The sequence below is a fragment of the Arthrobacter sp. ISL-30 genome, from assembly GCF_018613855.1.
Lineage (GTDB): Bacteria > Actinomycetota > Actinomycetes > Actinomycetales > Micrococcaceae > Arthrobacter.
In genome coordinates this window covers 137,800-160,750 of the sequence record NZ_JAGGPK010000030.1, presented here as the reverse complement: position 1 = coordinate 160,750, position 22,951 = coordinate 137,800, and the positions used below count along the sequence as shown (strand labels likewise).

Here is a 22,951-nt window from a genome sequence, read left to right as displayed (position 1 = left end):
TCCTGCCGTTGTTCGTCAAGTACCGCCCTTGTGCCTCAGGTCCGCCCTATTCCTCTGAGCTGCGCCGCTTCGGCGGCGCTGCCTTGTGCAGCAGCAGGAAGGTCAGCCCGCAGCTGGCGCCACCCAGAAGGAAGATCTGGCTGAACGCCGAGCTCTGCGCCGACGGGCCGCCGGGCTGCAGCAGGCCTGCCAATGAGAAGCCGACAACGGCCAAAAGCATTGCCACTGAGGCCAGGAGGAAACTCCCGACGTGCGTCCCCGTGGTGGAGTAGTAGGGTGCCGACCCTTCATCGTCCTTCCGCTCCTCGACGGGTTTTGCTGGAGGCTGGCAAACGGCCGCAAGGCTGAGCAACAGGCCGGCGGCGATCGTGGCTGCCAGCGAGGTTGCCTGCACCAGCTGCATTCCAGCGGACAGCCGGACGCCGCTCGCGACTGCCACCGCGAGTCCGGCGCCGACGCCCACCGCTGCACATAGCCAGCCGGCCGTTGCCAGCCTTCGGCTCAGGGGGCGCAGCCGAGGACCGAGTTCACCAAACAACATGCGTCCAGCCTAGGGAGTTCGGCTGGACAGCCGCTGGGAGGAGGGTGTTGATGTTCCCCGAGGCGCTGTGCTGATCCTAGGATGAGGCATGGCCCAATCTTCGAAGCAGCTCACCCGGAAAGTCATGGGCCGGCTGCGGCTGGCCAGCCAGGGCCTCCTGGGACCAGGGTTCGGAAGCGTTCCGGAGGCCGTCCGCTGGATGACGGCCATGCAGGCGCAGGACTTGCAGTCCGCCCTGTGGGCGGTGGGGCAGCGGGTGCCGGGTATCGTGGCGTCCGACGTCCGGTCAGCGCTCGACGGCGGCACGATAGTACGCTCGTGGCCTATGCGGGGTACCTTGCATCTGCTGGCCCCCGAGGACCTGAAGTGGATCCTCGGCATTACCACCGAGCGTATGGTCAAATCCGCAGCAACCCGGCACCGCGAGCTGGGCATCACGGCAGAGGACGTCGAGGAGTGCCGGAGAATTGCCGAAAAACTCACAGCCGACGGGCAGGGAGCGACGCGGGATCGGCTATTTGAAGCCTTCGAAGCCGGCGGGCAGGTTACCAAGGCCCAGCGCGGAATCCACCTCCTGTGGGTCCTCTGCCAACATGCCTGGCTGGTCCAGGGCCCCATGGCAGGAACCAGCGGCAAACTAGCAGGCCAGCAACTGTTCATGCCCTTCGACGCATGGATTCCCGAGTCCCGGGCAGTGGGCCGCGAGGAGGGAATCGCCGAACTCCTGCTGCGCTACCTTCGCAGCCACGGTCCTGCCACTGAACGGGACTTTTCCTGGTGGAGCCAGATGCCGATCACTGAAGTGCGTGCAGCCCTGGAATCCATCAGGGGCCAGCTTGCCCACGTTGAATTCGACGGCGTCTCCTATTGGCTTTCACCGGAAACAGCCGCCCTGTTGGATGGCGTCCTGCCGGGGCAGCGCACTCTCCTTGCCCTGCCCGGCTTCGATGAATTCCTGCTCGGGTATACGGATCGGAGCCTGGTCCTCCCGCCGCAGCATGCGCAGAAGGTCGTACCGGGCGGGAATGGCGTGTTCAAGCGAACGATCGTTTCCGGCGGGGAAGTGGTAGGCACCTGGGCACGGTCCGGTACGGGGAAGAACGGCGATGTGGTTCCAGAACCCTTCGACGGAGTCGACCTGAGTGCTGCAGCCCAGCGATCCTTCGAACTCCAGGCCGAAAAGTACCTCAAGTTCATGGCTGGTTGACGCGCAACGCACTGAAGCCGCCGGCCGCCGTCGTACTGAACAGCAGTTAACGAAGCAGGCCCGCCGTCCTTCCCTGGACAATCCTGGGAAACGACGGCGGGCCGCGGTGGAGCTTGCGGGGCCTAGAGGGTCCCGGTGGCGATCTTCAGCATGCGCCGCAGCGGTTCGGCCGCGCCCCAAAGGAGCTGGTCGCCAACGGTGAAGGCGCTGATGTACTCCGGGCCCATTTCGAGCTTGCGGATGCGGCCTACCGGAATGTCCAGGGTGCCGGAGGCCGCCACCGGAGTGAGGTCATTCATGGAGGCTTCCTTGGTGTTGGGCACAACCTTGGCCCACTCGTTGTCCTCCTCCAGGAGCTTTTCGATCTCGGTGACGGACAGGTCCTCGCGCAGCTTCAGGGTTAAGGCCTGCGAGTGCGAACGCATGGCGCCGATGCGGATGCACAGCCCGTCCATGATCACGTGGTTCTCGGCTGAAGTACCGAGGATCTTGTTGGTCTCAACGCCGGCCTTCCACTCTTCCTTGGACTGGCCGTTGCCCAGGTCCGCATCGATCCAGGGGATGAGGGATCCGGCCAGGGGGACACCGAACTGTGTCGCGTCGATCTCCGTCCGCTGGTGGGCCAGCACCTTGCGGTCGATTTCGAGGATGGCCGACGCCGGGTCGTCCAGTTCCGTGCTGACCTCGGCATTGAGCGTGCCGAACTGGTTGAGAAGTTCGCGCATGTGACGGGCGCCGCCACCGGAAGCTGCCTGGTAGGTCATGGAGGTGCCCCACTCAACCAGGTTGTTCTTGAACAGGCCGCCGAGACCCATGAGCATGCATGACACGGTGCAGTTGCCGCCGACGAAGTCCTTGGTGCCGTTGACGAGGCCCTTGTCGATGACATCCCGGTTGATCGGGTCCAGAACGATGATCGAGTCGTCGTTCATGCGCAGCGTGGAGGCTGCGTCGATCCAGAGACCGTCCCAGCCACGGCTGCGCAGTTCGCCGTGGACCTGCTTGGTGTAGTCCCCGCCCTGTGCGGTGACAATAATGGGCAGCTTCGCCAGCGTCTCGATGTCGAACGCGTCTTCGAGCTTGCCTGCGCTGCCTTCTGCTGTTCCGGCAATTGACGGCGCGGCACCTCCCGCGCTCGAGGTGGAGAAGAATACCGGGTTGATGTTGGCGAAGTCGCCCTCTTCCTCCATGCGGTGCATGAGGACGGAGCCGACCATTCCACGCCAACCGACCAGTCCAACGGACGGATTAGCTGCTGTAGTCATTCATCCAGTCTAAGCTTTCGCACGCAGGGACCGCTGTCGGTTACGTCACCTGACGCTGGCCTGCCCGCCGTCAGCGCTTACTAGCGGTCAGTCTCCTCAAGCAGCGCGGACTTGCGGGCCCGCAAGGCGAAGAATGCGCCGAAGGCAAAAACCTGTGTCACGACAACCAGCACGATGACGCCGGCGATCTTGTTGCCGCCAAGAATCATGGTGAGGCCCACGATCGCCGACAACAGGGCGAACAGGGGCAGCAGCATGTAGCCCAGCACAAAGAGCGTCTCGGGTTTTTTCAGCAATGTCCTAGCCCTCCGACCGGCGCCACAGAGCGAAGCGGTACCTGGTGCCGTTGGCTGCGGTCAACCAGCCCTCCCGCGGATAGGACACGTCCTGCTTCCAGTGTTCGTCCAGATCCGGGGCATATGTATCACCGCCCGCTTCGGAATCGATCACAGTGATTACGGCGATGTCTGCGATGTCCATGGATTGCCTGAAAACCTCACCCCCACCAATGATCCATACCTTCTCGGAGCCGGGCGCGAATTGGGACTCAAGGAGCGCCTCGTCCAGGGACGAGACTACGATTGCGCCGTCGGCTGCCGAGGTCTCTCCCCAGCCCTTCTGGCGGGAGACAACAATGTTGGTGCGGCCAGGCAGCGGCCGGTAGGCGTCGGGCAAGGCCTGCCAGCTCTTCCGGCCCATAATCACGGGGTGGCCGGTGGTGAGCTTGCTGAAGTGCTTAAGGTCCTCCGGAAGGAGCCAGGGCATCTTGCCGGCGTTGCCGATCACGCCGCCGCTGGTCTGCGCCCAAACAACGCCGACGCCGGTCATGGAGGCCGCTACTTCCTCGGCGAAGGACAACTGGCTGCTCTCGGGGCTCTCTTGAGTGCTCATACTGCGATCGGCGCCTTAATCGTCGGGTGGTGGCGGTAGCCCACCACGTCGAAATCATCCAGGGTGTAGTCGAAAATCGAATCGGGCGTACGGGAAATTTTCAGCTGCGGGTAGTCATAAGGCTCCCGTGTGAGCTGTTCGGTGACCTGCTCTACGTGGTTGTCATAGATGTGCACATCGCCACCGGTCCACACGAACTCACCAGGCTCAAGGCCAAGCTGCTGGGCCACCATGCAGGTCAGCAGTGAATACGAGGCAATGTTGAACGGCACGCCCAGAAACATGTCCGCGGACCGCTGGTAGAGCTGGCAGGATAACTTCCTGTCAGCCACGTAGAACTGGAAGAAGGCGTGGCATGGCGGCAGCGCCATGTCCTTGATTTCGGAGACGTTCCACGCCGAGACAATGTGCCTGCGGGAATCCGGGTTGGAGCGGAGCCCTTGCATGAGCTCGGAGATCTGGTCGATGTGCCCGCCGTTCGGGGTTGGCCAGCTGCGCCATTGAACGCCGTACACGGGGCCAAGCTCGCCGTCGGCGTCCGCCCACTCATCCCAGATGGAAACACCCTGCTCCTGCATCCACTTCACATTGGATTCACCGCGCAGGAACCACAGGAGCTCCACCGCTACGGACTTGAAGTGGACCCGCTTGGTGGTAATGAGCGGGAATCCGGCGCCAAGGTCGAATCGCAACTGACGGCCGAAAACACTGCGCGTTCCGGTCCCCGTGCGGTCGGACTTGTGCGTGCCGTTGGCCATGACATCGCGAAGGAGGTCTTCGTACGGTGTTGGAATGCTCACGCCTCAAGCTTACTGGCAGCTCAGTCGTCGAACGGTTTGATTTGTTCCAATGCCACAATTCTGCGGCCATTCCCGCGCGAAACATGGCACACAAGGACTTCCCCGGGGGTGAGGTAGGGATCGGAGGTGGGAAGCAGGTCCCGCAGCCAAGGGCTCATGTGCTCGCCGAGCTGCTTGAGGACAGTGGGGAGTGCGGGTCTGTGAGTGCACAGTGCGATGGCCTGCTGTTTGTCGAACAACCCCTCTACCGTGGCGGCCGTTTTCTTCGGGCTGCGCTTGTGACTCTGCTCCGTGAGGCTCTCCGACAGCTTGACTTTGGCCCCGGACACCTTGGCGTAGGGCGCTATGGTGCTGACGCAGCGTTTCCAGGGACTTGTGACCAGCCGAAGCGGCTTCCAGACCTGCAGCAGGCCTTTGACTGCCTGGGCCTGTCGGACACCAGTCGCCGCCAGCGGACGGTCACCCTCCGCCTTGGTCCAGGAGGACCGCGGCTTGGCCTTCGCATGCCGCAGCAGCACGAGTGGATACGTGTCGAGTTCCCCGTTCGCGTGGGCCTTGGTGAGGAACTCCAGGGGGTCCGCATCGCTGGGATTGCTCAGGAAGTCCGCGGCACGTTCCGGCGTGCACCACATGACGCTGTCCACTTCCTTGCCGTCAGGAACCACTGGGGCACCGTTCACCTTGGCCGCCCAGTAATGGACAACTTTCAGCCCGGCCGGCACGTGGTAGTGGATCGGCGGCAAGGGAATTCCCAAGCCAACGTCCAGGCCGATCTCCTCCCGGATTTCCCGCACGGCGCATTCCGGTATGGTCTCGCCGTCGTCAAGTTTCCCCTTCGGCCACGACCAATCGTCGTACTTGGGTCGATGGATCAGGAGCACCTCGATGCCGCCGTTCTTGGCCCGCCACGGAATGGCTCCCGCGGCGGTAACGGCAATTTCCTCCCCGGGGCGGTCCGTCTGGTCCGGAAGCGGGGTATCGCTCTTCAAGTCCATTGCCTACCGGCGCGCCACCGCGCGCTGGCGGGACCTAGAAGCCAGCAGCCAGGACTGTACATCCAGGAGGTGGGTACCGTCCTCGGCCAGGTGATGACGGGTCCATTGGCCGCTGCTGTCCAGGTGCCAGCTGGATGTACCCGGGTCAAGGTAGAGCTGAAGCAGGTCCAGGACCACGTTGACGTCCTCGCGACTGTTCAGCTGGACGAGCGCCTCAACGCGCCGATCCAGGTTGCGGTGCATCATGTCCGCCGAGCCGATATAGACCACAGGGTCTCCCGCATTGGCGAAAGCGAAGACCCGCGAGTGCTCCAGGAAGCGTCCCAGGATAGAGCGGACAGTGATGTTTTCACTGAGCCCGGGAACTCCAGGCCGCAACGAGCAAATGCCCCGGACGATCACATCCACCTTCACTCCGGCCTGGGAGGCCCGGTAGAGGGCGTCGATGACGGCCTCGTCAACCATGGAGTTGACCTTGATTTGCACTCGGGCGGGAATCCCCGCGCGAGAGTTGCGGATTTCGGTTTCGATGCGGTCGATTAGCCCCGAACGCACCGAGCGGGGCGCTACGAGGAGCCGCTTGAACGTGGACTTCGGAGCGTAGCCGGACAGCTGGTTGAACAGCTTGGACAGGTCTTCGCCCACCTGGTCGTTCGACGTGAGCAGCCCAAGATCCTCGTAGTAGCGGGCCGTCCGCGGATGGTAATTGCCCGTGCCGATATGGCAGTAGCGCCGCAGGCCGTCCACTTCCTGGCGGACCACCAGTGAGAGCTTGCAGTGGGTTTTGAGCCCCACGATGCCGTAGACCACGTGCACACCGGCCTGCTCAAGCTTGCGGGCCCAGGAAATGTTGGCCTGTTCGTCGAAGCGGGCCTTGATTTCCACGAGGGCCAGCACCTGCTTGCCTGCCTCGGCGGCGTCAATCAGCGCATCCACGATTGGGGAGTCGCCGGAGGTCCGGTAGAGGGTCTGCTTGATTGCCTGGACTTTAGGATCCGAGGCCGCCTGCTCAAGAAAGGCCTGGACCGACGTCGAGAAGGAATCGTAGGGGTGGTGCAGCAGAATGTCCCGGCGCCGCATGGCCGCAAACACGTTGGCGGCCTTCGACGTCTCCGACTCGTTCAGGTAGCGGGACGTGTGGGGCACGTGCTTTGGGTAGTGAAGGTCCGCGCGGTCGATTCCGGCGATCACCGACAGGCCGCGGAGGTCCAGCGGCGCAGGCACCGAGTACACCTCGGATTCCTCGACGCCGAGCTCCCGGATCAGTAGCGAGCGGATGTTCGGGTTGATGTCCGTGGTGACTTCGAGCCGGACGGGAGGGCCGAAACGGCGCCGCAGCAGTTCCTTCTCGAGGGCCTGCAGCAGGTTTTCGGCGTCGTCCTCTTCAACCTCGACGTCTTCGTTACGGGTGACGCGGAAGCTGTGGTGCTCCAGGACTTCCATGCCGGGGAAGAGCTTGTCCAGGTGGACGGCGATGACTTCCTCAAGCGCGATGAACCGGGCCACGCGGCCGGGAACAGCACCGGCGCGGGGGCCATCGATGGAGACCAGGCGGGGGAGCTGGTCAGGGACCTTGACGCGGGCAAACAGTTCCTTGTCGCTCACGGGGTTTCGTACGACGACGGCCAGGTTCAGGGACAGCCCCGAAATGTAGGGGAACGGGTGGGCCGGATCCACCGCCAAAGGCGTAAGGATGGGGAACACCTTCTCGTCGAACATGATGCCCAGCCGCTGCTTGGCGTCGTCGTCGAGCTCATCCCAGTGCACAAGGTGGATGTGTTCGTAGGCGAGGGCGGGACGGATCTGTTCCGCGAAGACCCTGGCGTGGCGTTCCTGCAGCTTGTGCGCGGCCTCACCGATCTGCTCCAGGACCTCGATCGGGCTCAGGCCGGCGGGGGAGGGCACGGCCAGGCCCGTAGCGATCCGGCGCTTGAGGCCGGCGACCCGAACCATAAAGAACTCGTCCAGGTTCGAGGCAAAGATCGAAAGGAAGCCAACCCGCTCAAGGAGGAAAAGATCGGGGTCCTCGGCAAGCTCCAGGACCCGTGCATTGAAGGCCAGCCAGCTCAGTTCCCTGTCCAGGAAGCGGTCCGGGCTGAAGTCGCCTTCCGGTTCCAGGTTCGGCGCAAACTCCGGGATATCGATCCGGTCTTGGGTTGCGCGGGCAGCCGGGACTTCCGAAGAGCCGAAGCGCGCGGGTAAGGTTGCACCCTTCGCCTCAGCAGTTGCTGTTCCGACGGAGTCCGTTTTCATTGGTTTCTCCTTGGCTAGGACGGGTCCCTTCAACATTACAAGCAATTGAAGACGTGGAATCAAAGATGTCACGCGCTCGAGCACAGGGGACAGACCCCCGCGCTTGCGGCCCGGATCTCAGGTAGCTGGACCGTACATGACATCGACATCCCAGCGGACAAACCCGAGGCTGTGATAGAGCCTCACGGCGGCCGTGTTGTCGGCGTCGGTGTACAGCATGACGGCGTGCAGGCCCTGGTCCTCCAGATGCCTGATTCCTGCCACCGTCAGGGCCTTGCCGAGGCCCATTCCCTGCGCCTGCGGGGTCACTCCGACCACATAGACCTCTCCGATGGCGGGATGATCCCCGTGTCGCGGGTGAATCTTGGTCCAGTGGAAGCCGAGTAGTTCCCCATCGGCGTTTTCTGCGAGCAGGAAGCCCTTGGGGTCAAACCAGCTTTCGGTCTTGCGCGCCTCCAGGTCGGCCCGGGTCATCGAGCCCTGTTCAGGGTGATGGGCGAAAGCAGCCTTATTGGCGGCCAGCCACGCCGACTCGTCCTGGCCCGGGACGAACGTTCGCAGGGTCACCCCTTCGGGGAGAGTGGCTTCTGGCAGTTGGGAGACGGAGGTCATCAGCCGCATCTTCCAGAGCTTCCTTACCGGGGCGTAGCCGTAACGGGAAGCGAGGCCCGCGGCGGCCTCATGGTTTCCGTGAGACCAAGCCTTCAGGCCATCGAAACCGCGCGTTTCCTGCAGGGCTCCGAGCAGGCGACCGGCCACGCCTTGGTTGCGGTAGCTCGGGTGGACCGCGATTTCCAGCACGCCGGTTCCGTCGGGTGCATCATCGACGACGGCGAACCCCGCAAGGTCCTGGGCCGTCGCCGGATCAGACTCCTCATCCGGAGCGTAGGCTGCCCATGACAACACCGTGTGGTCACCGTCGTCGACCCCGCGAAGCATCACGAAGGTCTGTTCCGATATCGGGGGATTCCCGTCGGATTCTTCGGCGGCAGAGGCGAGCGACGTGTAGTCCCTCAGTAGTTCCTCATCGACGGCGCCTTTGACGACGAGCACGGGCCACTTCTCCGGATGTGCAGGACTCATGCAGTAAGGCTAACTGTCCCGGGCCGGTTTTCGTGCGCCGATTTGTGGGATGTGGATTTGTGGGGTCGCCTGCGGGCGTGTAAGGTCTATATCTCGTCCGGCTCGTTGAAGACGGATGCGAGGGGGATCCACCAGTGGGGTGGCATCGATACGTTCGACCCGTATGTCCTCCACCAGGAAAACTGAAAACACAGCAGGTCCGGGCTCTGGGAGTCCGGACCTGCTGTATTTGTGGTCTGTGTGTTGCCGCCTGTTCGTGTGCGTCCAGCCTCAGGCCTCGGACAGTTCGTCTTCGGGCAGCCGCACCAGGGTCAGCCGGTAGCCGACGTTACGGACCGTGCTGATCAGGTTCTCGTGGTCCGCGCCGAGCTTGGCACGAAGCCGACGGACATGCACGTCAACGGTGCGGGTGCCGCCGTAGTAGTCGTAGCCCCACACCTCGGTAAGCAGCTGCTGGCGGGTGAACACTCGCCCGGGGTGCTGTGCCAGGTATTTGAGGAGTTCGAATTCCTTGAACGTCAGGTTCAGCGGCTGGCCGTTGACCCGCGCCGTGTAGCTGGCCTCGTCAATGACGACGCCGGCGGCCCGGATCTCGCTCTGGGTGTCCTCCTGCTCGGGGACGGAGCGTGCCACCGCGAGCCGGATGCGGGCCTCGACCTCGGCGGGGCCGGCGGAATCGAGGACGATGTCATCCACGGACCAAGCCGAGGATACGGCCGCCATGCCGCCTTCCGTGAGGATGAGCATGAGGGGTGCGCTGAGTCCGGTTGCCTTGAGCAGCTGCGTCAGGGAACGGGCGCCGACGAGGTCTTTCCGCGCGTCCAGGAACACGATGTCGGTGGGGTCGGTTTCGAGCAGCGCCGTTGGCTCTGCCGGCAGAATGTGGACCCTGTGGTTCAGCAGTTCCAAGGCAGGCAGGATGTCCACCGATGAGCCGGTGCTGTTCGTCAGGAGCAGGATGTGCGACATAGTTCCTCCAAAGGGCTGTCCGCGCATCATTGGGCGTCTGAACCGGGCTTTCACCGGCCGGTACCGGCTCTCCGTCATGACTGACCCGTTGTAACGGGCAACCGCGGCGGGAAGCGTAGTTGAATTCTGAGTATACCTAACGGCTTATGGGCAGACGCGGATTGATGACGGCTGTGAGTCCGTTGCGGCATTCGTACGACACATAAGGCAGGATTGAAACCGGGGTTTGGACAAGCTCAGCCACCGGAGACGGTGATCGAGGCCCCGCGGGGCCGGTATTACAGGTCGGGGTCACAATAAGGTCGGGGGGCGTAGTGAAGTCGTGGAGTATCGGGGTGATTGGCCTGGCAGCACTGGCTGTCATTGTGGCCAGCACTTTCGGGACCCGCGAGGTCATGCTCGCCGTCGGAGTCCTCGCAGCCGCGGCAATTGGCGCGGGGTGGCCGCACTTCCTGGCCGTCCCTGCAAAGAAAACCCTTGCCGCCGTCATCGGCCTGGCCGGAATTGGCTCGGCCGTTTCCGCCAGTTACCTGCCTCCGCCCGGATACCTTGACTGGACGCCGGCTTTCATTGCCATGGGGGTCATTGCCGTCTTCGTGGTCCAGCTCATCAGGGGAACCGGCCAGGCCCAGCGGCTGGAATCCACCCTCGGCTGCTGTGCCGGAGTCCTCCTCAACTGCCTTGGCGCCGGCTGGATAGCGGGTGCACGGTTCACCGGAGTCAAGGAAATGGTGCTCGTAGCCGGGCTTAGCGCGGCCGTGGCACTGATGGCAGGACTCCTGCGCCTGCCGGACCGGATCGTCGCTCCGCTCGGGATTGTGCTTGCCGGCCTCGTTGCTCCCCTGGCAGGGCTGGTCTGGTCCGACATCGAGGTCCTGCCCGCCGCCGTCGTGGGCGTGGTCCTGGGATCAGTGCTGGTGAGCTTCCGCAGGATGGCCATCCTACGGCGCGGCAGGCTGAACCTGCCGGCCGTGCTGGGGATGGGAATCGCGCCTGTGTGGGCTGTCGGATCCCTCGCTTACTTCATAGACAAACTACTTATCTCCTAGCGGTTAGGATGGCATCATGTCCGTACTTGCATTTGAAATTTTCTTCCTTGTTCTGCTCGGCATTGCCGGCCTGGCCATGGCATGGTTTGCCGGATTCGTTGTCTACCGGCTGTTCAAAGGCCAGAAATAGCCCACTGAACACAGCGCTTCGTTCGAGGTTGTTGCCGTGCCTATAGAGATTCCAACCGACCTGACCCCCGAACTCGTCCCTCTTTCCTGGCTCATTGGTGAGTGGGAGGGCCGTGGACGGCTGGGCAGCGGCGAAGAGGATTCCGAACACTTCATCCAGCATGTTTCCTTCACCCACAACGGCCTGCCGTACCTGCAATACCGGGCCGAAAGCTGGCTCAGCGACGAGGACGGCACAAAGCTGCGCCCCCTCACCGTGGAGATTGGTTTTTGGGCCCTTGAGCGGGAACTGCTGGAGGCCGACGGCGGTCCAGGCCTGGTTCCCGCGGATATCGTCCCCGTGCTGAAAAGCGCCGACGACGTCGAGGCGCGCAGGAACAAGGACGGCGGGTTCGACATTTCCGTGTCCATTTCCCACCCCGGCGGTATCTCGGAGCTCTACTACGGCCAGATTAAGGGCCCGCAGATCAGCTTGAGTACGGACATGGTGATGCGCGGCAGCCATTCCAAGGAATACACGGCTGCCACCCGGATCTACGGCCTGGTGGAAGGCAACCTGCTCTGGCGCTGGGACGTCGCAGCCGGAGGCAAGTCGCTGCAAGCCCATGCTTCGGCAATACTCAACAGGCTCAGCTAGGAGCCGTTCGCTCCGGCCGGCATTCCGCAAACGCTTTCGAAAAGCCGGAATATCGCCAGCCATCAAGGACTTCTACTACATATGACTATCAAGAGCCTACTGTTGTCGCGCCCTGGCGCCGTCGAAGCCAGCGGCCTGGACGCCGGCGTCGCGGCCCACTACGGCGAGCCACTGCGCGAGCAGCGCGCCCTGGCGGCCGGGACCGCCGTCGTCGACCTCTCCCACCGCGGAATGGTGACGGTGAGCGGCCCGGACCGGCTCAGCTGGCTCAACACGCTTTCCTCCCAGCAGGTGGCGAACCTGCAGCCGGGCGCCTCCAGCGAGCTGCTCCTGCTTACCATCCAGGGCCGCATCGAATTCGATGCCCGGGTGGTGGACGACGGCGACACGACCTGGCTGATCGTAGAGTCGGACGAAGCCGCCCCGTTGGCCGAGTGGCTGAACAAGATGAAGTTCATGCTTCGGGTGGAGATCAATGACGTCTCTGCCGACTGGGCCGTCCTGGGATCAACGAAGGCTGTTCCGGAGTGGGCTGGAAAGCTCGTCTGGGAAGATCCCTGGCCGCATATTGCCCCGGGCGGCTACTCCTACAGTGCGATTGAGGAAGGGACCCATCCGGGGCTGGACAGGCCCTGGTTTGAATACCTCATCCCCGCCCAGGAACTTGAAGCAGCAGTCGAAGGACGGGCCCTGGCGGGCAGCATGGCCGCCGAGGCACTCCGCATCGCCGCGTGGCGTCCGCGCCTTGGTGCAGAAACAGACGACAAGACCATTCCGCATGAGCTCGACCTGCTCCGCACCGCAGTGCACCTCTCAAAGGGCTGCTACAAGGGCCAGGAGACCATCGCCCGCGTCCACAACCTCGGCCATCCTCCGCGGAGGCTCGTGTTCCTCCAGCTTGATGGTTCGCAGCACACCCTGCCCGCCGCCGGGAGTGACGTATTTGCCGGAGAGCGCAGGGTGGGTACGCTGACCTCTGTGGCCCAGCACTTCGAGATGGGGCCTGTCGGGCTGGCTGTCATCAAACGCTCAGTGGCCCCGGAGGAAGTGCTGACGGTCATGGACGGCGCGGAGCCCTATCCGGCCGCCCAGGAAGTAATCGTTGCGCCCGACGCCGGACAGGTGGTCGGACGCCAGTCCGGATTCCTGAAGGGACCCCACAGATGAGCGACGCAGCAGGCCCGGAATCCACGGGAGTCGATGAGGAAATTCTGGCCCTGGCCCACACGCTCTTCGACGCGGCCAGGGACGGCGACACAGCCCTCCTGAGGAGCTACCTCGATGCGGGGGCGCCCGCCACCATGACCAACTCGTCCGGAGACTCACTGCTGATGCTCGCCGCTTACCACGGCCATGCTGAGACCGTGCAGCTGCTGCTGCATCACGGGGCCGACGCCAACGCGGCCAATGACCGCGGACAGACGCCCCTCGCGGGGGCGGTCTTCAAGGGCTTTACGGACGTCGCGCGCGTACTGCTGGATGCCGGGGCAGATCCCGACGCCGGCAGGCCCACCGCCCGTGAGGCGGCGAACATGTTCGCCCGCTCCGAGATTCAGGAGCTCCTGGGTTAATCCGGCCAACCCACCGCAAGCCCGGCCGTAGGAGGAGCTCCGTGGAACAGGTAGCCAGACCGTGGCCCGCACTCTGGTCGTTGGTGATCGGGTTCTTCATGATCCTGATCGACACGACAATCGTTTCCGTGGCGAACCCGCGAATCATGGAAGGCCTTGAGACGGACATCAACGCCGTCATCTGGGTGACCAGCGCCTATCTGCTCGCCTACGCCGTGCCCCTGCTGATAACCGGGCGGCTTGGTGACCGGTTCGGTCCGAAGAAGCTGTACCTCATAGGGCTGGTGGTTTTCACCCTGGCCTCGTTGTGGTGCGGCCTCTCCGGGACCGTGGGCATGCTCATCGCTGCCCGCGTTGTCCAGGGCCTCGGGGCGGCCATGATGACGCCCCAGACCATGGCCGTGATCACCCGAATCTTTCCGCCGGACCGGCGCGGCGCCGCCATGGGACTCTGGGGCGCCACCGCCGGCGCCGCCGTCCTCATTGGCCCGATCCTCGGCGGCCTCCTCGTAGATGGCCTCGGCTGGGAGTGGATCTTCTTCGTCAACGTCCCCATCGGCGTCCTCGCCTTTGTCCTGGTGTTGCGTTGGGTTCCCCGGCTGGAGACACACACCCATACCTTCGACATCCTTGGCGTCCTGCTCTCCGCTGTCGGGATGTTCTTCCTCGTTTTCGGCATCCAGGAGGGCCAAAGCTACTCCTGGGGCACGGTGGCCGGACCTGTCACGGTCTGGACGCTAATTGGCGCCGGGCTTGTGATCCTGGCTTTGTTCGTTGCCTGGCAGTGGCAGCTCGAGCGGCGAGGCGGAGAGCCCCTGCTCCCGCTTGGCTTGTTCAAGGACCGCAACTTCTCGCTCGGGAATACTGCGATCACCACAGTTGGCTTCACAGTGACTGCCTTCCCGCTGCCCATGATCTTCTACTACCAGCTGGTCCGGGGATTGACGCCGACGCAGTCAGCCCTGCTCATGATTCCCATGGCGGTCCTCTCGGGAGCCTTGGCGCCGCTGGTCGGGAAGCTGATCGACCACATCAACCCTCGCTGGTTCGCAGCGTCGGGCCTGGCCATCCTCGCCGTCGCCCTGTTGTGGAGCTCATCCCTGCTTACTCCGGCCACTCCCATCTGGATGTTCCTGCTGCCGAGCGCCCTCCAGGGCATCGCCAACGGCTTCATTTGGGGTCCGGTCTCCAACGCGACGGTCCGGAACCTGCCGCCACGCCAGGCCGGGGCAGGGTCGGGAGTGTTCAACACCACTCGGCAGGTCGGCGCCGTGCTGGGATCCGCCGCTGTTGCCGCCCTCATCCAGGCACGCCTCGCCGCGGAACTGCCGGCCCTGGCCGGGACGGGTGCCGCTTTCGGGGACGCCGGGCTGGCGGGAGCATTGCCCGAGCAATTGCATGCGGGCTTTTCCAGCGCCATGGGTCAGTCGGTTCTGTTGCCGGCGGCAGTGATACTCCTGGGAATCGCGGCAGCGCTGCTGTTCGCCAAACCCAAGGCCGTTGAGGCTTGGGCGACCGCACCTTCAAGGGCAGCCGACACGCTCAAGCAGCCCAACAGATAGAGAGGCGCCCGCCAGGGCAGGCGTCCGCCCAGGCTCCCTTAGGATCTCCTAGGGCAGCAGTACCCGCGCCTCGATGCCGCCGGTCACGAACCCTAGGCTCCGAGCCGTCGCAAGAGCCCCTTTGTTGCTGACGTCCGTGCGCCATTGCAGGGTCAGTCCCGAGGCCAGGGCTTCGTGGGCCGCAATGGAAGCCGCCAGCCCGCCCAGGCCGAGGCGGCGCCATTCCGGAGCCACCAGGACACCGAGGTGTGCCAGGATGCCTTCCCATTCGGCGTACCCGCTGCAGGCCACGGGAAGAGCCGGTCCGTTGTCCTGGGAATGCATGATGGTAAAGCGATGCTCCAACCCGGACAGCCCGGCCTCGTGGACGTCGTCGGGAGGGCAAAGGGCTTCCAGCTCATCGGCCTCCAGGCTGCCTTGGGAGACAGTCAGCTCCTCAGATGGCTGCACGAACGGCAGCTCGTCCGCGAAGAAAAGGGCCGCAGAACCCAGGCCATGCCCGCCGTGGCCTCGCGTCAGCGTCAGCAGGGTCACGTGCTGGGCGAGTTCTTCGTCCGGGATTCCGACGGCGGCATCGAGCGCCCACTGTGGACCTACCAGGGCGGAGGTTCCAAAGAGGCGGACAAACGTCACCGACCGCAGGGAATCGTCCGCCTTGGTGATCCGAAAGCTGCTGTCGGAGGGTCCGATACCAGTTCGGGCAATTTCGGCTGCAGCCGAGCGAAAGGAACTATCGTCGAGCCCCAAATGACGAGCCCACGCCAGCTGAATGATGTCAGCGGACGTGGGCTCCAAGGTCATGGTTTCAGCCTAGCCGAACAGTACTGCCGCTTCGTCGTAGCGATGCTGGGGGACCGTCTTGAGCTTTCCAAGTGCCGCCTCGAAGCCGACGTGGTCAATGTCCGTGCCATTGAGGGAAACCATGGTGCCCCAGCGGCCTTCGACAACCGAATCGATTGCTGCCATGCCCAGGCGGGTGGCCAGGACGCGGTCGAAGGCTGACGGCACGCCGCCGCGCTGGATGTGCCCGAGGATCGTGGCACGTGTTTCGATGCCGGTCCTGGCTTCGATTTCGGGAGCGAGCTGGTCGGCGATTCCGCCAAGACGCGGGCGACCGAAGGTGTCCAGGCCCCGCTCCGAGTGGGGGGACTCCATGTGGGCCGGCACGAATCCCTCGGCCACCACCACGAGGGGTGCGCGGCCACGATCATGGGCTTCCTGAACCCACTCGGTGATCTGGTCGATGCTGACGCGCTGCTCGGGAATCAGGATCGCATGGGCGCCGGCGGCCATGCCGGCATGCAGTGCGATCCAGCCGACGTGGCGGCCCATGACTTCCGCGATCATGCAGCGGTGGTGGGATTCGCCGGTAGTGCGAAGGCGGTCGATTGCTTCGGTGGCAATCTGCACGGCTGTATCGAAGCCGAAGGTGTAGTCGGTAGCGTCGAGATCGTTGTCCACGGTCTTGGGAACGCCGACAATCTTGAGGCCCGCGTCGGTGAGGCGTTTGGCGGCCGCGAGGGTTCCCTCGCCGCCAATTGCGATTATGGCGTCGATTCCGAGCCGCTCCATGTGGCTCTTGATGACGTCCGGTCCGCCGCCGTTCTCGAACGGATTGGTTCGGGAAGTGCCCAGGATGGTGCCGCCTTGCTTGGCGATGCCCCTGACCATGGTGCGGGGGATGTCGATGATGTCGCCTTCGACTACGCCGCGCCATCCATCCCGGAAGCCGACGAATTCCTGCCCGTGAATGGCGATTCCCTTCAGGACCGCACCGCGTATAACGGCGTTAAGTCCGGGGCAGTCGCCACCGCTGGTGAGAATTCCAATTTTCATGTTTGCGCTCTAATCCTGGCTTGGAGGTACACGGGCAGAGCGCCACACTGAGCTCCCCACGATTGTAAGCAGCGATGTGGGGTACGACACAAACGATTACCTCGAGGGCCTGTGAGGGGGACGCAATTACCCGGAAACAAAGAGGCTGGCCTTAACGAAGGATGTCCCTGCCGCTGGGGCAGGGACATCCTGTTCTGGCATTTGCATTCGTCCGATATGCGGGTGGGCCGTTTGCAGCCTATTGACTCAGGGCCTGTTGCCGGCCCTCCTGTTGAGGAACGACTCCAGGGCGATCGAGCTCTCCTGGTCCGGCAGAATCAACCATGCTGCGATGTACACCACGAACGCGGGCCCGGGGAGCAGGCAAAACAGGAGGAAGGCTATGCGTACGTACGCCACATCCACATTGAGCTTGGCCGCAATTCCGCCGCAAACGCCTCCGAGCCAACGCTGCGGCCCGCGCTTCAGGCCGAGGCCCCGTATGATGCTGAAGAACTTTTCCATGCCTACAGACTTCCTTGTTATCAGTGATTTGTCACATGATTCGTCACTTATCGAATCCACGTGGTGTCGGCTACTTCCCGATGGCTGTGTTGCCGCTGCCGGAGCCGGAATTTCCCTTGTTCCTCATGGACAACAGGCCGCCGACTACAAGCGCCGCTCCTGCCCCGAGCATGAGCCCGATTAGCACGTAGGTGCCGTTGAGGGCGACGATTCCGAGCTTGGAAATGATGATCAGCACGGCCAGGGCCAGGACGACCAGTCCCCAGACGATCGTTCCCACACGGAAAGTAGGTTCGGGTTCTGAAACCTCAGTGTCAACGGACGCGGGTTCAAAGGATGCGGTGTCGGATTGCTCTGCTTCGTAAGAGTGCTCGGGCTGCTTGCTGCCCGGAGTGGGATCCTGGGTGCTCATCTCAGTTTCCTTCCTGAATCGTGATGTTGCTGAACGCGCCGTTGATTTCGACCACCATCTTCGAACCGGGCGCGTCTGTGTTGTAGTTCCGGCTGACGTTGTTCCGCCGGCCATCCATGCTGTTGCCGCCCTGGTGAAGGTTGCCGAAGGCCATCTCCGCCTTGACTTCAACCGGGATGCTGCTCGGAATGATCACAGTGACATTGCTTGCCGTGACGTCCAACGGGACCACTACCTCCGACGTCATTGGGGCAACGGCCCCCGTCGAACGAAGGTCAACGGTTCCCCTGCCACCGGAGATGTCCAGCCCGGACCGGGCCTGCTCAATGCTGCTCGGCGTCCAGTCGGTGTTGTGGAAGTTGAACCGGTCGCCATTCGGAACCACGTTGAAGATGGCGCCAATAATCAGCGCTAGGGCCGCCAGGAAGCCCAGGAAACCGGATGTCCTGCCACGCAGGCCGGCAAAGAGGATTCCGAGCCCCAGCACCGCTGCACCGCTAGCGAAAACGACGGCGTTGGTGGCTGCACCGAGTTCAATGACGTTGCCGGCGTCGAGGGCCTTGATGATCCCGCCGACCAGGAGTGCCGCGCCCGCGAAGACTGCTACAGTTCCGGCTCCGGGGCCGAGGCGCCGCGGCTTGGGAGGCCGTGCCGGAGCGCCAGGGAAGCCGCCTCCGTAGCCACCTCCCTGCGGCGGAATAGGTCCCGAGGGATAGCCCGGCCCCTGCGGATAGCCCGGCCCCTGGGGATAGCTGCCGGTGGGCAGGGGCGCCGTCGGTTGTGCACTGAATTGCATTGGATCACCCGACTGCCTTGGATCCTTCGGCTTGTTTGCATCGTCGGTCTTGTCGGCATCGTAGGGGGTCGCTGCATCAGTAGGGGTTGGCGCGTAGAGGTTCTGGCCGTACGGGTTTCCGCCGTATTGGTAGGGACCTGCCATCGGCGTCCCGGCGAATTGCTGTGCGTTCATCCGTGCCGCTCCATTCCGATTCCTGTTGCGCTGCGTGAGGAAATAAATGACGGCGACGATGGCGCCAATCCAGAACAATGCCCATACGAAGCCTGCGAAGCCGCCCCCGTCCGGGCCCCAGCCCCAGAATCCACGGCCAAGGCCGGGCAGCCCGATGATTGTGGTGATCAGGGCGCCCGTCATGCCGGCGGTCCAGCGGCCGGTGGCGGCCTCTTGGACGTGGATGCGGCCGTCCGGCTCGGGAAGGAAGGCCCAGGCCAGCCCGTAGACCAAGATCCCGATCCCGGCGAACAGGGCGAGGACAATGAAGATTCCACGGACAATGAGGGGATCGATGCCCATCCTGTGGGCGATGCCGCTTGCCACCCCGCCAATCCAGCGGTCCTGTCCGCGATACGTGCCGTGGCTGCGGATCCAGTCGAAGAAGTTCTGTCGCGGCACAGGCGGCGGGTTGTAGGGACTGGACTGCCGTGGAGGCTCTGCCTGTGGACCGCTTTCGGTCCCTGCGGGGTCATTCGGATTCATGCTGCTCGCGTTCATACTTCGATCCTGCCTGCCTTCCACTTTCGGCTCTATTGGGGGATACCCTGAGCGGTCCCTGAATAGCCCCTGAAGGTGCGCCCAATCCCGTCCGGGAAACCCTGATCCGTGTTTGGATTGGAGCATGACAACCATCCCTGTCCGCCCTCCGCTGGTCCGCAGCGGCGAACGCATGATTGCCGGTGTTTGTGCCGGACTTGCGGATCACTTGGGCTGGCCGGTGCGGTATCTACGCTGGGGCATGGTGCTGGCGACTCTCGCCGGAGGTGCGGGCGCCGTCTTTTACGCGTGGCTCTGGATCACGGTGCCGACGGCGGTTGAGCACGCGCGGCGGAATGCCCGCCGCCCTGCTTCGCCCATAGCGCCCGCAGTTAGCCTTCCGCTCGCAAGCCCGCCTGCCGCCTGGCCTCCAGGTCCCGTTCGCGGAACAGCGCCGACCCTCGACGGCGGTCAGCAGGTCCCGGCCGCTGATCAGCAAGTCCTGGCCGCCCCACTGACGACGCCAGCATTCGGGGCACCAGGATTCCCGGCACCCGGAGGTTCGACGACAAGCGAGCAGTTCCCGACGTCGACTGCACCAGCCGCAGCTGCCTGGTTCCGGAGGCGAAGAATCCAGTACGGCAAGGAGATCCTGCTCGGGCTCGGGCTCCTGCTGGTGGCCGGAATCCTCATTGCACGGCAGTTCGGCGTCGACGTTCCCTTGGGGACGCTGATTCCCGCAGCAGCGATCCTTAGCGGCGCCGCAATAGCCTGGATGCAGCTGGATGAAACCCGCCGGGCGGGGCTCGTGGACAAGACGAAGGCGGACCAGGCCGGAGGCTGGGCCCGGCTCGCCGCTGGCCTTGCGCTGGTAGTGGCAGGCGTGCTGGTCATGGTGTCCGGGTCAGGATCATGGGAGCAGACCTGGCTTGCCTTGTTGGCGTCTGTAGCGGTCCTTGGTGGAGTGGTGCTGGTCCTGTTGCCTTGGGGACTCAAGTTCTGGAATGACCTCGAAACCGAGCGGGCGGGCAGGGTCAGGGAGACCGAGCGCGCGGAAATTGCCGCGCATCTGCATGATTCGGTCCTGCAAACCCTGGCGCTCATCCAGCGCAGGGCCGGCTCCGAGCAGGACGTTATACGGCTCGCCCGGGCGCAGGAACGGGAACTGCGTAGCTGGCTTTACCGCGACCCTGGAAAGGATGCCGGAACCCTTGCCGACCGGATCAAGGCTGCCGCGGCGGAAGTCGAGGACAATCACGGGCATGCAGTGGACGTCGTCACCGTCGGGGAAGCTGCCATGACTGAGCGCCACGAGGCGTTGGTGCAGGCGGCACGCGAGGCGATGCTCAATGCAGCCCGGCACGGGGGAGGGACTGTGTCGGTCTATCTGGAAAGCTCTCCGGCCGGCAGCGAAATCTTCGTCAAGGACCGGGGCCATGGTTTCGATCCCGAATCCGTGCCCGATGATCGGCTTGGCGTTCGTGAATCAATCATTGGCCGCATGAAGCGCCACGGCGGTTCGGCGACCATCATCAGTGGTTCCGATGGCACAGAGGTCCGGCTCAGGTTGCCTGTCGAGGAAGACGAAAATCCGGCAGCAAATATGCAGAAGGAAAACCATGAACCGCCCAAACGCTGATACCGCGGAGCTTCCAGCGAACCACGAACGTCGCGTGAGGGTCGTGATCGTGGACGACCACGCCATCTTCCGCTCCGGGCTCAAGGCAGACCTCGACGAACGGATCGACGTGGTCGGGGAAGCAGCCACCGTCGACCAGGCGATCGCCGTCATCTCCGAGGTCCGACCCGACGTCGTGCTGCTGGACGTACACTTGCCTGGCGGAATGGGCGGAGGCGGGCGGGAAGTGATTACCGGGTGCGCAGCGCTCTTGGGCCACACCCGCTTCCTCGCACTAAGTGTCTCGGACGCGGCCGAGGACGTCGTTGCCGTGATCCGGGCTGGAGCGCGCGGCTACGTCACCAAGACAATCTCGGGACAGGAAATCTCGGCTGCCGTGGTGCGGGTGGCCGAGGGCGACGCAGTATTTTCGCCTCGCCTGGCAGGGTTCGTGCTGGACGCCTTCGGCACGGCACCGGCAGACATCGCCGACGACGAGCTCGACAAGCTCTCGGCCCGCGAGCTCGAGGTCATGCGCCTGATCGCCCGCGGGTATAGCTACAAGGAAGTCGCCAAGGAGCTCTTCATCTCCATTAAGACAGTGGAAACGCATGTCTCGGCCGTGCTACGGAAACTCCAGCTCTCAAGCCGGCATGAACTCACCAAATGGGCGGCGGAGCGCCGCCTCCTCTGACCCTCCCTCACTTCCTGGCCCCGAACGATAAACGCTCCCGCACCTTCAACAAGGTGCGGGAGCGTTTGACTGTGCTCGTCAGGATGAACGTGGGTCAGGGGCTACTTGGCCTTGCCCAGGAAGTCCTGGAGCCGCCTGACGCCCTCGGCGAGGTCGTCGTCGCCGAGCGCGTAGGAGAGGCGCACATAGCCGGACGGGCCAAAGGCTTCGCCGGGCACGATCGCCACCTCGACCTCGTCAAGGATCAACGAGGCCAGCTCGGCCGAGGTCTCGGGGCGGACCGGGCCGTTCGCCGTCTCGAATTCCTTGCCCAGCAGTCCGCGGACGTCCGCGTACACGTAGAAGGCGCCAGTCGGCGTCGGGCATTCAACGCCGTCAATGGCGTTGAGGCCTGCCACAATCGCCTTCCGCCGGCGATCGAACGCGACCTTCATCTCATCGACGGCGGTCAGTGGACCGGACACTGCGGCAAGGGCAGCGATCTGCGGGATGTTGGAAACATTCGACGTCGCGTGCGACTGCAGGTTGGTGGCCGCCTTGATGACGTCGGCAGGACCGATCATCCAGCCAACGCGCCATCCCGTCATGGCATAGGTCTTGGCGACGCCATTGAGGATGACTACCTTGTCGCCGAGTTCCGGCACCGCGGTCGCGATCGAGGTGAACGGCACGCCGTCGTAGGTCAGGTGCTCGTAGATCTCATCCGTGACCACCCAGAGGCCCTTTGCTGCCGCCCACTGGCCAATTTCGGCCACCTGCTCCGGGCTGTACACAGCGCCCGTTGGGTTGGAAGGCGAAACGAAGAGGAGGATTTTGGTGCGGTCGGTGACGGCGGCCTCAAGCTGGTCCACGGTGACCAGGTAACCCTGCTCCGGACCGGCGAACACCTCGACGGGAACGCCGCCAGCCAGCCGGATTGCTTCCGGGTAGGTGGTCCAGAACGGCGTGGGCACGATGACCTCGTCGCCCGGATCCAGCAGCGTGGCGAACGTGTTGTACACAGCCTGCTTGCCCCCGTTGGTCACCAGGACCTGGGAGGGATCGGCCCTATAGCCCGAGTCCCGGAAGGTCTTCTCCGCGATGGCTTTCTTCAGCTCAGGGAGTCCTCCGGCCGGAGAGTAGCGGTGGTACTTCGGCTGGCTTGCGGCTTCGATGGCGGCATCCACAATGTAGCCGGGGGTGGGAAAGTCCGGTTCGCCGGCTCCGAAACCAATCACGGGACGACCTGCAGCCTTCAGCGCCTTCGCTTTGGCGTCAACGGCAAGGGTTGCTGACTCGGCGATGGCCGAGATTCGCTGTGAAATGCGGGCGTCAGATATTCCGGCAGACATTAAGGAACCGTTCTTCGCGGGCAGCTCGTGGGCTGGATGGTGGCAATCGACGTGTTCTACTCTATGCTGTTCAGCGGACCTGGTCGGGATCCGCGCCGGAAACATCACAGTGATG

23 protein-coding genes are annotated in these 22,951 nt (G+C 63.9%); 8 read left to right on the top strand and 15 right to left on the bottom strand.

From position 1 onward, the window contains the following. Positions 1 to 46 precede the first annotated feature (46 nt). On the bottom strand, positions 47 to 541 hold the full coding sequence (locus J7E82_RS13190; RefSeq protein ID WP_214863345.1) for a hypothetical protein: 495 nt from the start codon (positions 539 to 541) through the stop codon (positions 47 to 49). Positions 542 to 629: 88 nt separating this feature from the next. Here J7E82_RS13190 and J7E82_RS13185 point away from each other — a divergent pair, with 88 nt between their 5' ends. Beyond that, entirely contained in the window at positions 630 to 1,748 is a 1,119-nt protein-coding gene (locus J7E82_RS13185; RefSeq protein ID WP_214863343.1) for a winged helix DNA-binding domain-containing protein, read from the top strand. 122 nt (positions 1,749 to 1,870) lie between these two features. Here the strand turns inward: J7E82_RS13185 and asd are convergent, their stop codons facing one another. The 8 genes from asd to J7E82_RS13145 form a co-directional block, all read right to left on the bottom strand. Further along, entirely contained in the window at positions 1,871 to 3,013 is a 1,143-nt protein-coding gene (gene asd / locus J7E82_RS13180; protein ID WP_214863341.1) for an aspartate-semialdehyde dehydrogenase, read from the bottom strand. Between the two features lie 80 nt (positions 3,014 to 3,093). Next, positions 3,094 to 3,309, bottom strand: a complete 216-nt coding sequence (locus tag J7E82_RS13175; protein WP_214863339.1) for an NF038396 family protein — start codon at positions 3,307 to 3,309, stop codon at positions 3,094 to 3,096. A 4-nt stretch (positions 3,310 to 3,313) separates the two neighbouring features. Beyond that, the gene (locus tag J7E82_RS13170; protein WP_214863337.1) at positions 3,314 to 3,904 is read right to left on the bottom strand and encodes a dihydrofolate reductase; all 591 of its coding nucleotides are present in this window, start codon (positions 3,902 to 3,904) and stop codon (positions 3,314 to 3,316) included. After that, positions 3,901 to 4,704: a thymidylate synthase gene (locus J7E82_RS13165; RefSeq protein WP_214863335.1), complete on the bottom strand. Its 804-nt coding sequence runs from the start codon at positions 4,702 to 4,704 to the stop codon at positions 3,901 to 3,903. Before J7E82_RS13165 ends, J7E82_RS13170 begins: the two co-directional genes overlap by 4 nt. A gap of 20 nt (positions 4,705 to 4,724) precedes the next feature. Then, complete coding sequence (locus tag J7E82_RS13160; RefSeq protein ID WP_374223613.1) at positions 4,725 to 5,699, bottom strand: NUDIX domain-containing protein; 975 nt, start codon at positions 5,697 to 5,699, stop codon at positions 4,725 to 4,727. Positions 5,700 to 5,702: 3 nt separating this feature from the next. Further along, positions 5,703 to 7,952 (bottom strand): RNA degradosome polyphosphate kinase, encoded by a 2,250-nt coding sequence (locus J7E82_RS13155; protein ID WP_214863331.1) that lies wholly within the window; start codon positions 7,950 to 7,952, stop codon positions 5,703 to 5,705. A 117-nt stretch (positions 7,953 to 8,069) separates the two neighbouring features. Beyond that, complete coding sequence (gene mshD / locus J7E82_RS13150; protein WP_214863329.1) at positions 8,070 to 9,035, bottom strand: mycothiol synthase; 966 nt, start codon at positions 9,033 to 9,035, stop codon at positions 8,070 to 8,072. 270 nt (positions 9,036 to 9,305) lie between these two features. Beyond that, positions 9,306 to 10,004, bottom strand: coding sequence for a response regulator transcription factor (locus J7E82_RS13145; RefSeq protein ID WP_214863327.1), 699 nt, complete (start codon positions 10,002 to 10,004; stop codon positions 9,306 to 9,308). Positions 10,005 to 10,318: 314 nt separating this feature from the next. Here J7E82_RS13145 and J7E82_RS13140 point away from each other — a divergent pair, with 314 nt between their 5' ends. The 5 genes from J7E82_RS13140 (at position 10,319) to J7E82_RS13120 (ending at position 14,952) form a co-directional block, all read left to right on the top strand. Beyond that, complete coding sequence (locus J7E82_RS13140) at positions 10,319 to 11,053, top strand: permease (protein ID WP_214863325.1); 735 nt, start codon at positions 10,319 to 10,321, stop codon at positions 11,051 to 11,053. Between the two features lie 166 nt (positions 11,054 to 11,219). Next, positions 11,220 to 11,819, top strand: a complete 600-nt coding sequence (locus tag J7E82_RS13135) for an FABP family protein (protein ID WP_214863323.1) — start codon at positions 11,220 to 11,222, stop codon at positions 11,817 to 11,819. Positions 11,820 to 11,900: 81 nt separating this feature from the next. Continuing rightward, on the top strand, positions 11,901 to 12,986 hold the full coding sequence (locus J7E82_RS13130) for a folate-binding protein YgfZ (protein ID WP_214863321.1): 1,086 nt from the start codon (positions 11,901 to 11,903) through the stop codon (positions 12,984 to 12,986). Beyond that, on the top strand, positions 12,983 to 13,390 hold the full coding sequence (locus J7E82_RS13125; protein WP_214863314.1) for an ankyrin repeat domain-containing protein: 408 nt from the start codon (positions 12,983 to 12,985) through the stop codon (positions 13,388 to 13,390). The genes J7E82_RS13130 and J7E82_RS13125 overlap by 4 nt, the downstream gene beginning before the upstream one ends. 41 nt (positions 13,391 to 13,431) lie before the next feature. Then, a complete protein-coding gene (locus J7E82_RS13120) occupies positions 13,432 to 14,952 on the top strand; it encodes a DHA2 family efflux MFS transporter permease subunit (protein ID WP_214863312.1) in 1,521 nt (506 codons plus the stop codon). A 48-nt stretch (positions 14,953 to 15,000) separates the two neighbouring features. Here the strand turns inward: J7E82_RS13120 and J7E82_RS13115 are convergent, their stop codons facing one another. The 5 genes from J7E82_RS13115 to J7E82_RS13095 form a co-directional block, all read right to left on the bottom strand. Then, complete coding sequence (locus J7E82_RS13115; RefSeq protein WP_214863310.1) at positions 15,001 to 15,753, bottom strand: GNAT family N-acetyltransferase; 753 nt, start codon at positions 15,751 to 15,753, stop codon at positions 15,001 to 15,003. Positions 15,754 to 15,762: 9 nt separating this feature from the next. Then, positions 15,763 to 16,788 carry an ATP-dependent 6-phosphofructokinase gene (locus J7E82_RS13110; RefSeq protein ID WP_214863308.1) on the bottom strand — a complete coding sequence of 342 codons (1,026 nt, stop codon included), beginning with the start codon at positions 16,786 to 16,788 and terminating at the stop codon, positions 15,763 to 15,765. 246 nt (positions 16,789 to 17,034) lie between these two features. Further along, a complete protein-coding gene (locus tag J7E82_RS13105; protein WP_214863306.1) occupies positions 17,035 to 17,292 on the bottom strand; it encodes a PspC domain-containing protein in 258 nt (85 codons plus the stop codon). A 70-nt stretch (positions 17,293 to 17,362) separates the two neighbouring features. Continuing rightward, positions 17,363 to 17,704, bottom strand: coding sequence for a hypothetical protein (locus tag J7E82_RS20700; protein WP_251041833.1), 342 nt, complete (start codon positions 17,702 to 17,704; stop codon positions 17,363 to 17,365). Position 17,705: 1 nt separating this feature from the next. After that, entirely contained in the window at positions 17,706 to 19,214 is a 1,509-nt protein-coding gene (locus J7E82_RS13095) for a PspC domain-containing protein (protein WP_214863304.1), read from the bottom strand. Between the two features lie 124 nt (positions 19,215 to 19,338). Between J7E82_RS13095 and J7E82_RS13090 the strand changes: the two genes are divergently transcribed. Then, a complete protein-coding gene (locus J7E82_RS13090) occupies positions 19,339 to 20,832 on the top strand; it encodes an ATP-binding protein (RefSeq protein WP_214863303.1) in 1,494 nt (497 codons plus the stop codon). Then, positions 20,813 to 21,505: a response regulator transcription factor gene (locus J7E82_RS13085; RefSeq protein ID WP_214863301.1), complete on the top strand. Its 693-nt coding sequence runs from the start codon at positions 20,813 to 20,815 to the stop codon at positions 21,503 to 21,505. Before J7E82_RS13090 ends, J7E82_RS13085 begins: the two co-directional genes overlap by 20 nt. A 101-nt stretch (positions 21,506 to 21,606) precedes the next feature. Here the strand turns inward: J7E82_RS13085 and J7E82_RS13080 are convergent, their stop codons facing one another. Beyond that, positions 21,607 to 22,836 (bottom strand): pyridoxal phosphate-dependent aminotransferase, encoded by a 1,230-nt coding sequence (locus J7E82_RS13080; RefSeq protein ID WP_214863299.1) that lies wholly within the window; start codon positions 22,834 to 22,836, stop codon positions 21,607 to 21,609. Positions 22,837 to 22,951 lie beyond the last annotated feature (115 nt).

Excerpts from the sequence above, each read along its gene's own strand:
- J7E82_RS20700 (WP_251041833.1), bottom strand. The coding sequence starts at position 17,704 with ATGAGCACCCAGGATCCCACTCCGGGCAGCAAGCAGCCCGAGCACTCT.
- J7E82_RS13170 (WP_214863337.1), bottom strand. The coding sequence starts at position 3,904 with ATGAGCACTCAAGAGAGCCCCGAGAGCAGCCAGTTGTCCTTCGCCGAG.
- J7E82_RS13130 (WP_214863321.1), top strand. The coding sequence starts at position 11,901 with ATGACTATCAAGAGCCTACTGTTGTCGCGCCCTGGCGCCGTCGAAGCC.
- asd (WP_214863341.1), bottom strand. The coding sequence starts at position 3,013 with ATGACTACAGCAGCTAATCCGTCCGTTGGACTGGTCGGTTGGCGTGGA.
- J7E82_RS13095 (WP_214863304.1), bottom strand. The coding sequence starts at position 19,214 with ATGAACGCGAGCAGCATGAATCCGAATGACCCCGCAGGGACCGAAAGC.
- J7E82_RS13110 (WP_214863308.1), bottom strand. The coding sequence starts at position 16,788 with ATGAAAATTGGAATTCTCACCAGCGGTGGCGACTGCCCCGGACTTAAC.
- J7E82_RS13085 (WP_214863301.1), top strand. The coding sequence starts at position 20,813 with ATGAACCGCCCAAACGCTGATACCGCGGAGCTTCCAGCGAACCACGAA.
- J7E82_RS13185 (WP_214863343.1), top strand. The coding sequence starts at position 630 with ATGGCCCAATCTTCGAAGCAGCTCACCCGGAAAGTCATGGGCCGGCTG.
- J7E82_RS13160 (WP_374223613.1), bottom strand. The coding sequence starts at position 5,699 with ATGGACTTGAAGAGCGATACCCCGCTTCCGGACCAGACGGACCGCCCC.
- J7E82_RS13115 (WP_214863310.1), bottom strand. The coding sequence starts at position 15,753 with ATGACCTTGGAGCCCACGTCCGCTGACATCATTCAGCTGGCGTGGGCT.
- J7E82_RS13190 (WP_214863345.1), bottom strand. The coding sequence starts at position 541 with ATGTTGTTTGGTGAACTCGGTCCTCGGCTGCGCCCCCTGAGCCGAAGG.
- mshD (WP_214863329.1), bottom strand. The coding sequence starts at position 9,035 with ATGAGTCCTGCACATCCGGAGAAGTGGCCCGTGCTCGTCGTCAAAGGC.
- J7E82_RS13080 (WP_214863299.1), bottom strand. The coding sequence starts at position 22,836 with ATGTCTGCCGGAATATCTGACGCCCGCATTTCACAGCGAATCTCGGCC.
- J7E82_RS13155 (WP_214863331.1), bottom strand. The coding sequence starts at position 7,952 with ATGAAAACGGACTCCGTCGGAACAGCAACTGCTGAGGCGAAGGGTGCA.
- J7E82_RS13125 (WP_214863314.1), top strand. The coding sequence starts at position 12,983 with ATGAGCGACGCAGCAGGCCCGGAATCCACGGGAGTCGATGAGGAAATT.
- J7E82_RS13145 (WP_214863327.1), bottom strand. The coding sequence starts at position 10,004 with ATGTCGCACATCCTGCTCCTGACGAACAGCACCGGCTCATCGGTGGAC.
- J7E82_RS13105 (WP_214863306.1), bottom strand. The coding sequence starts at position 17,292 with ATGGAAAAGTTCTTCAGCATCATACGGGGCCTCGGCCTGAAGCGCGGG.
- J7E82_RS13090 (WP_214863303.1), top strand. The coding sequence starts at position 19,339 with ATGACAACCATCCCTGTCCGCCCTCCGCTGGTCCGCAGCGGCGAACGC.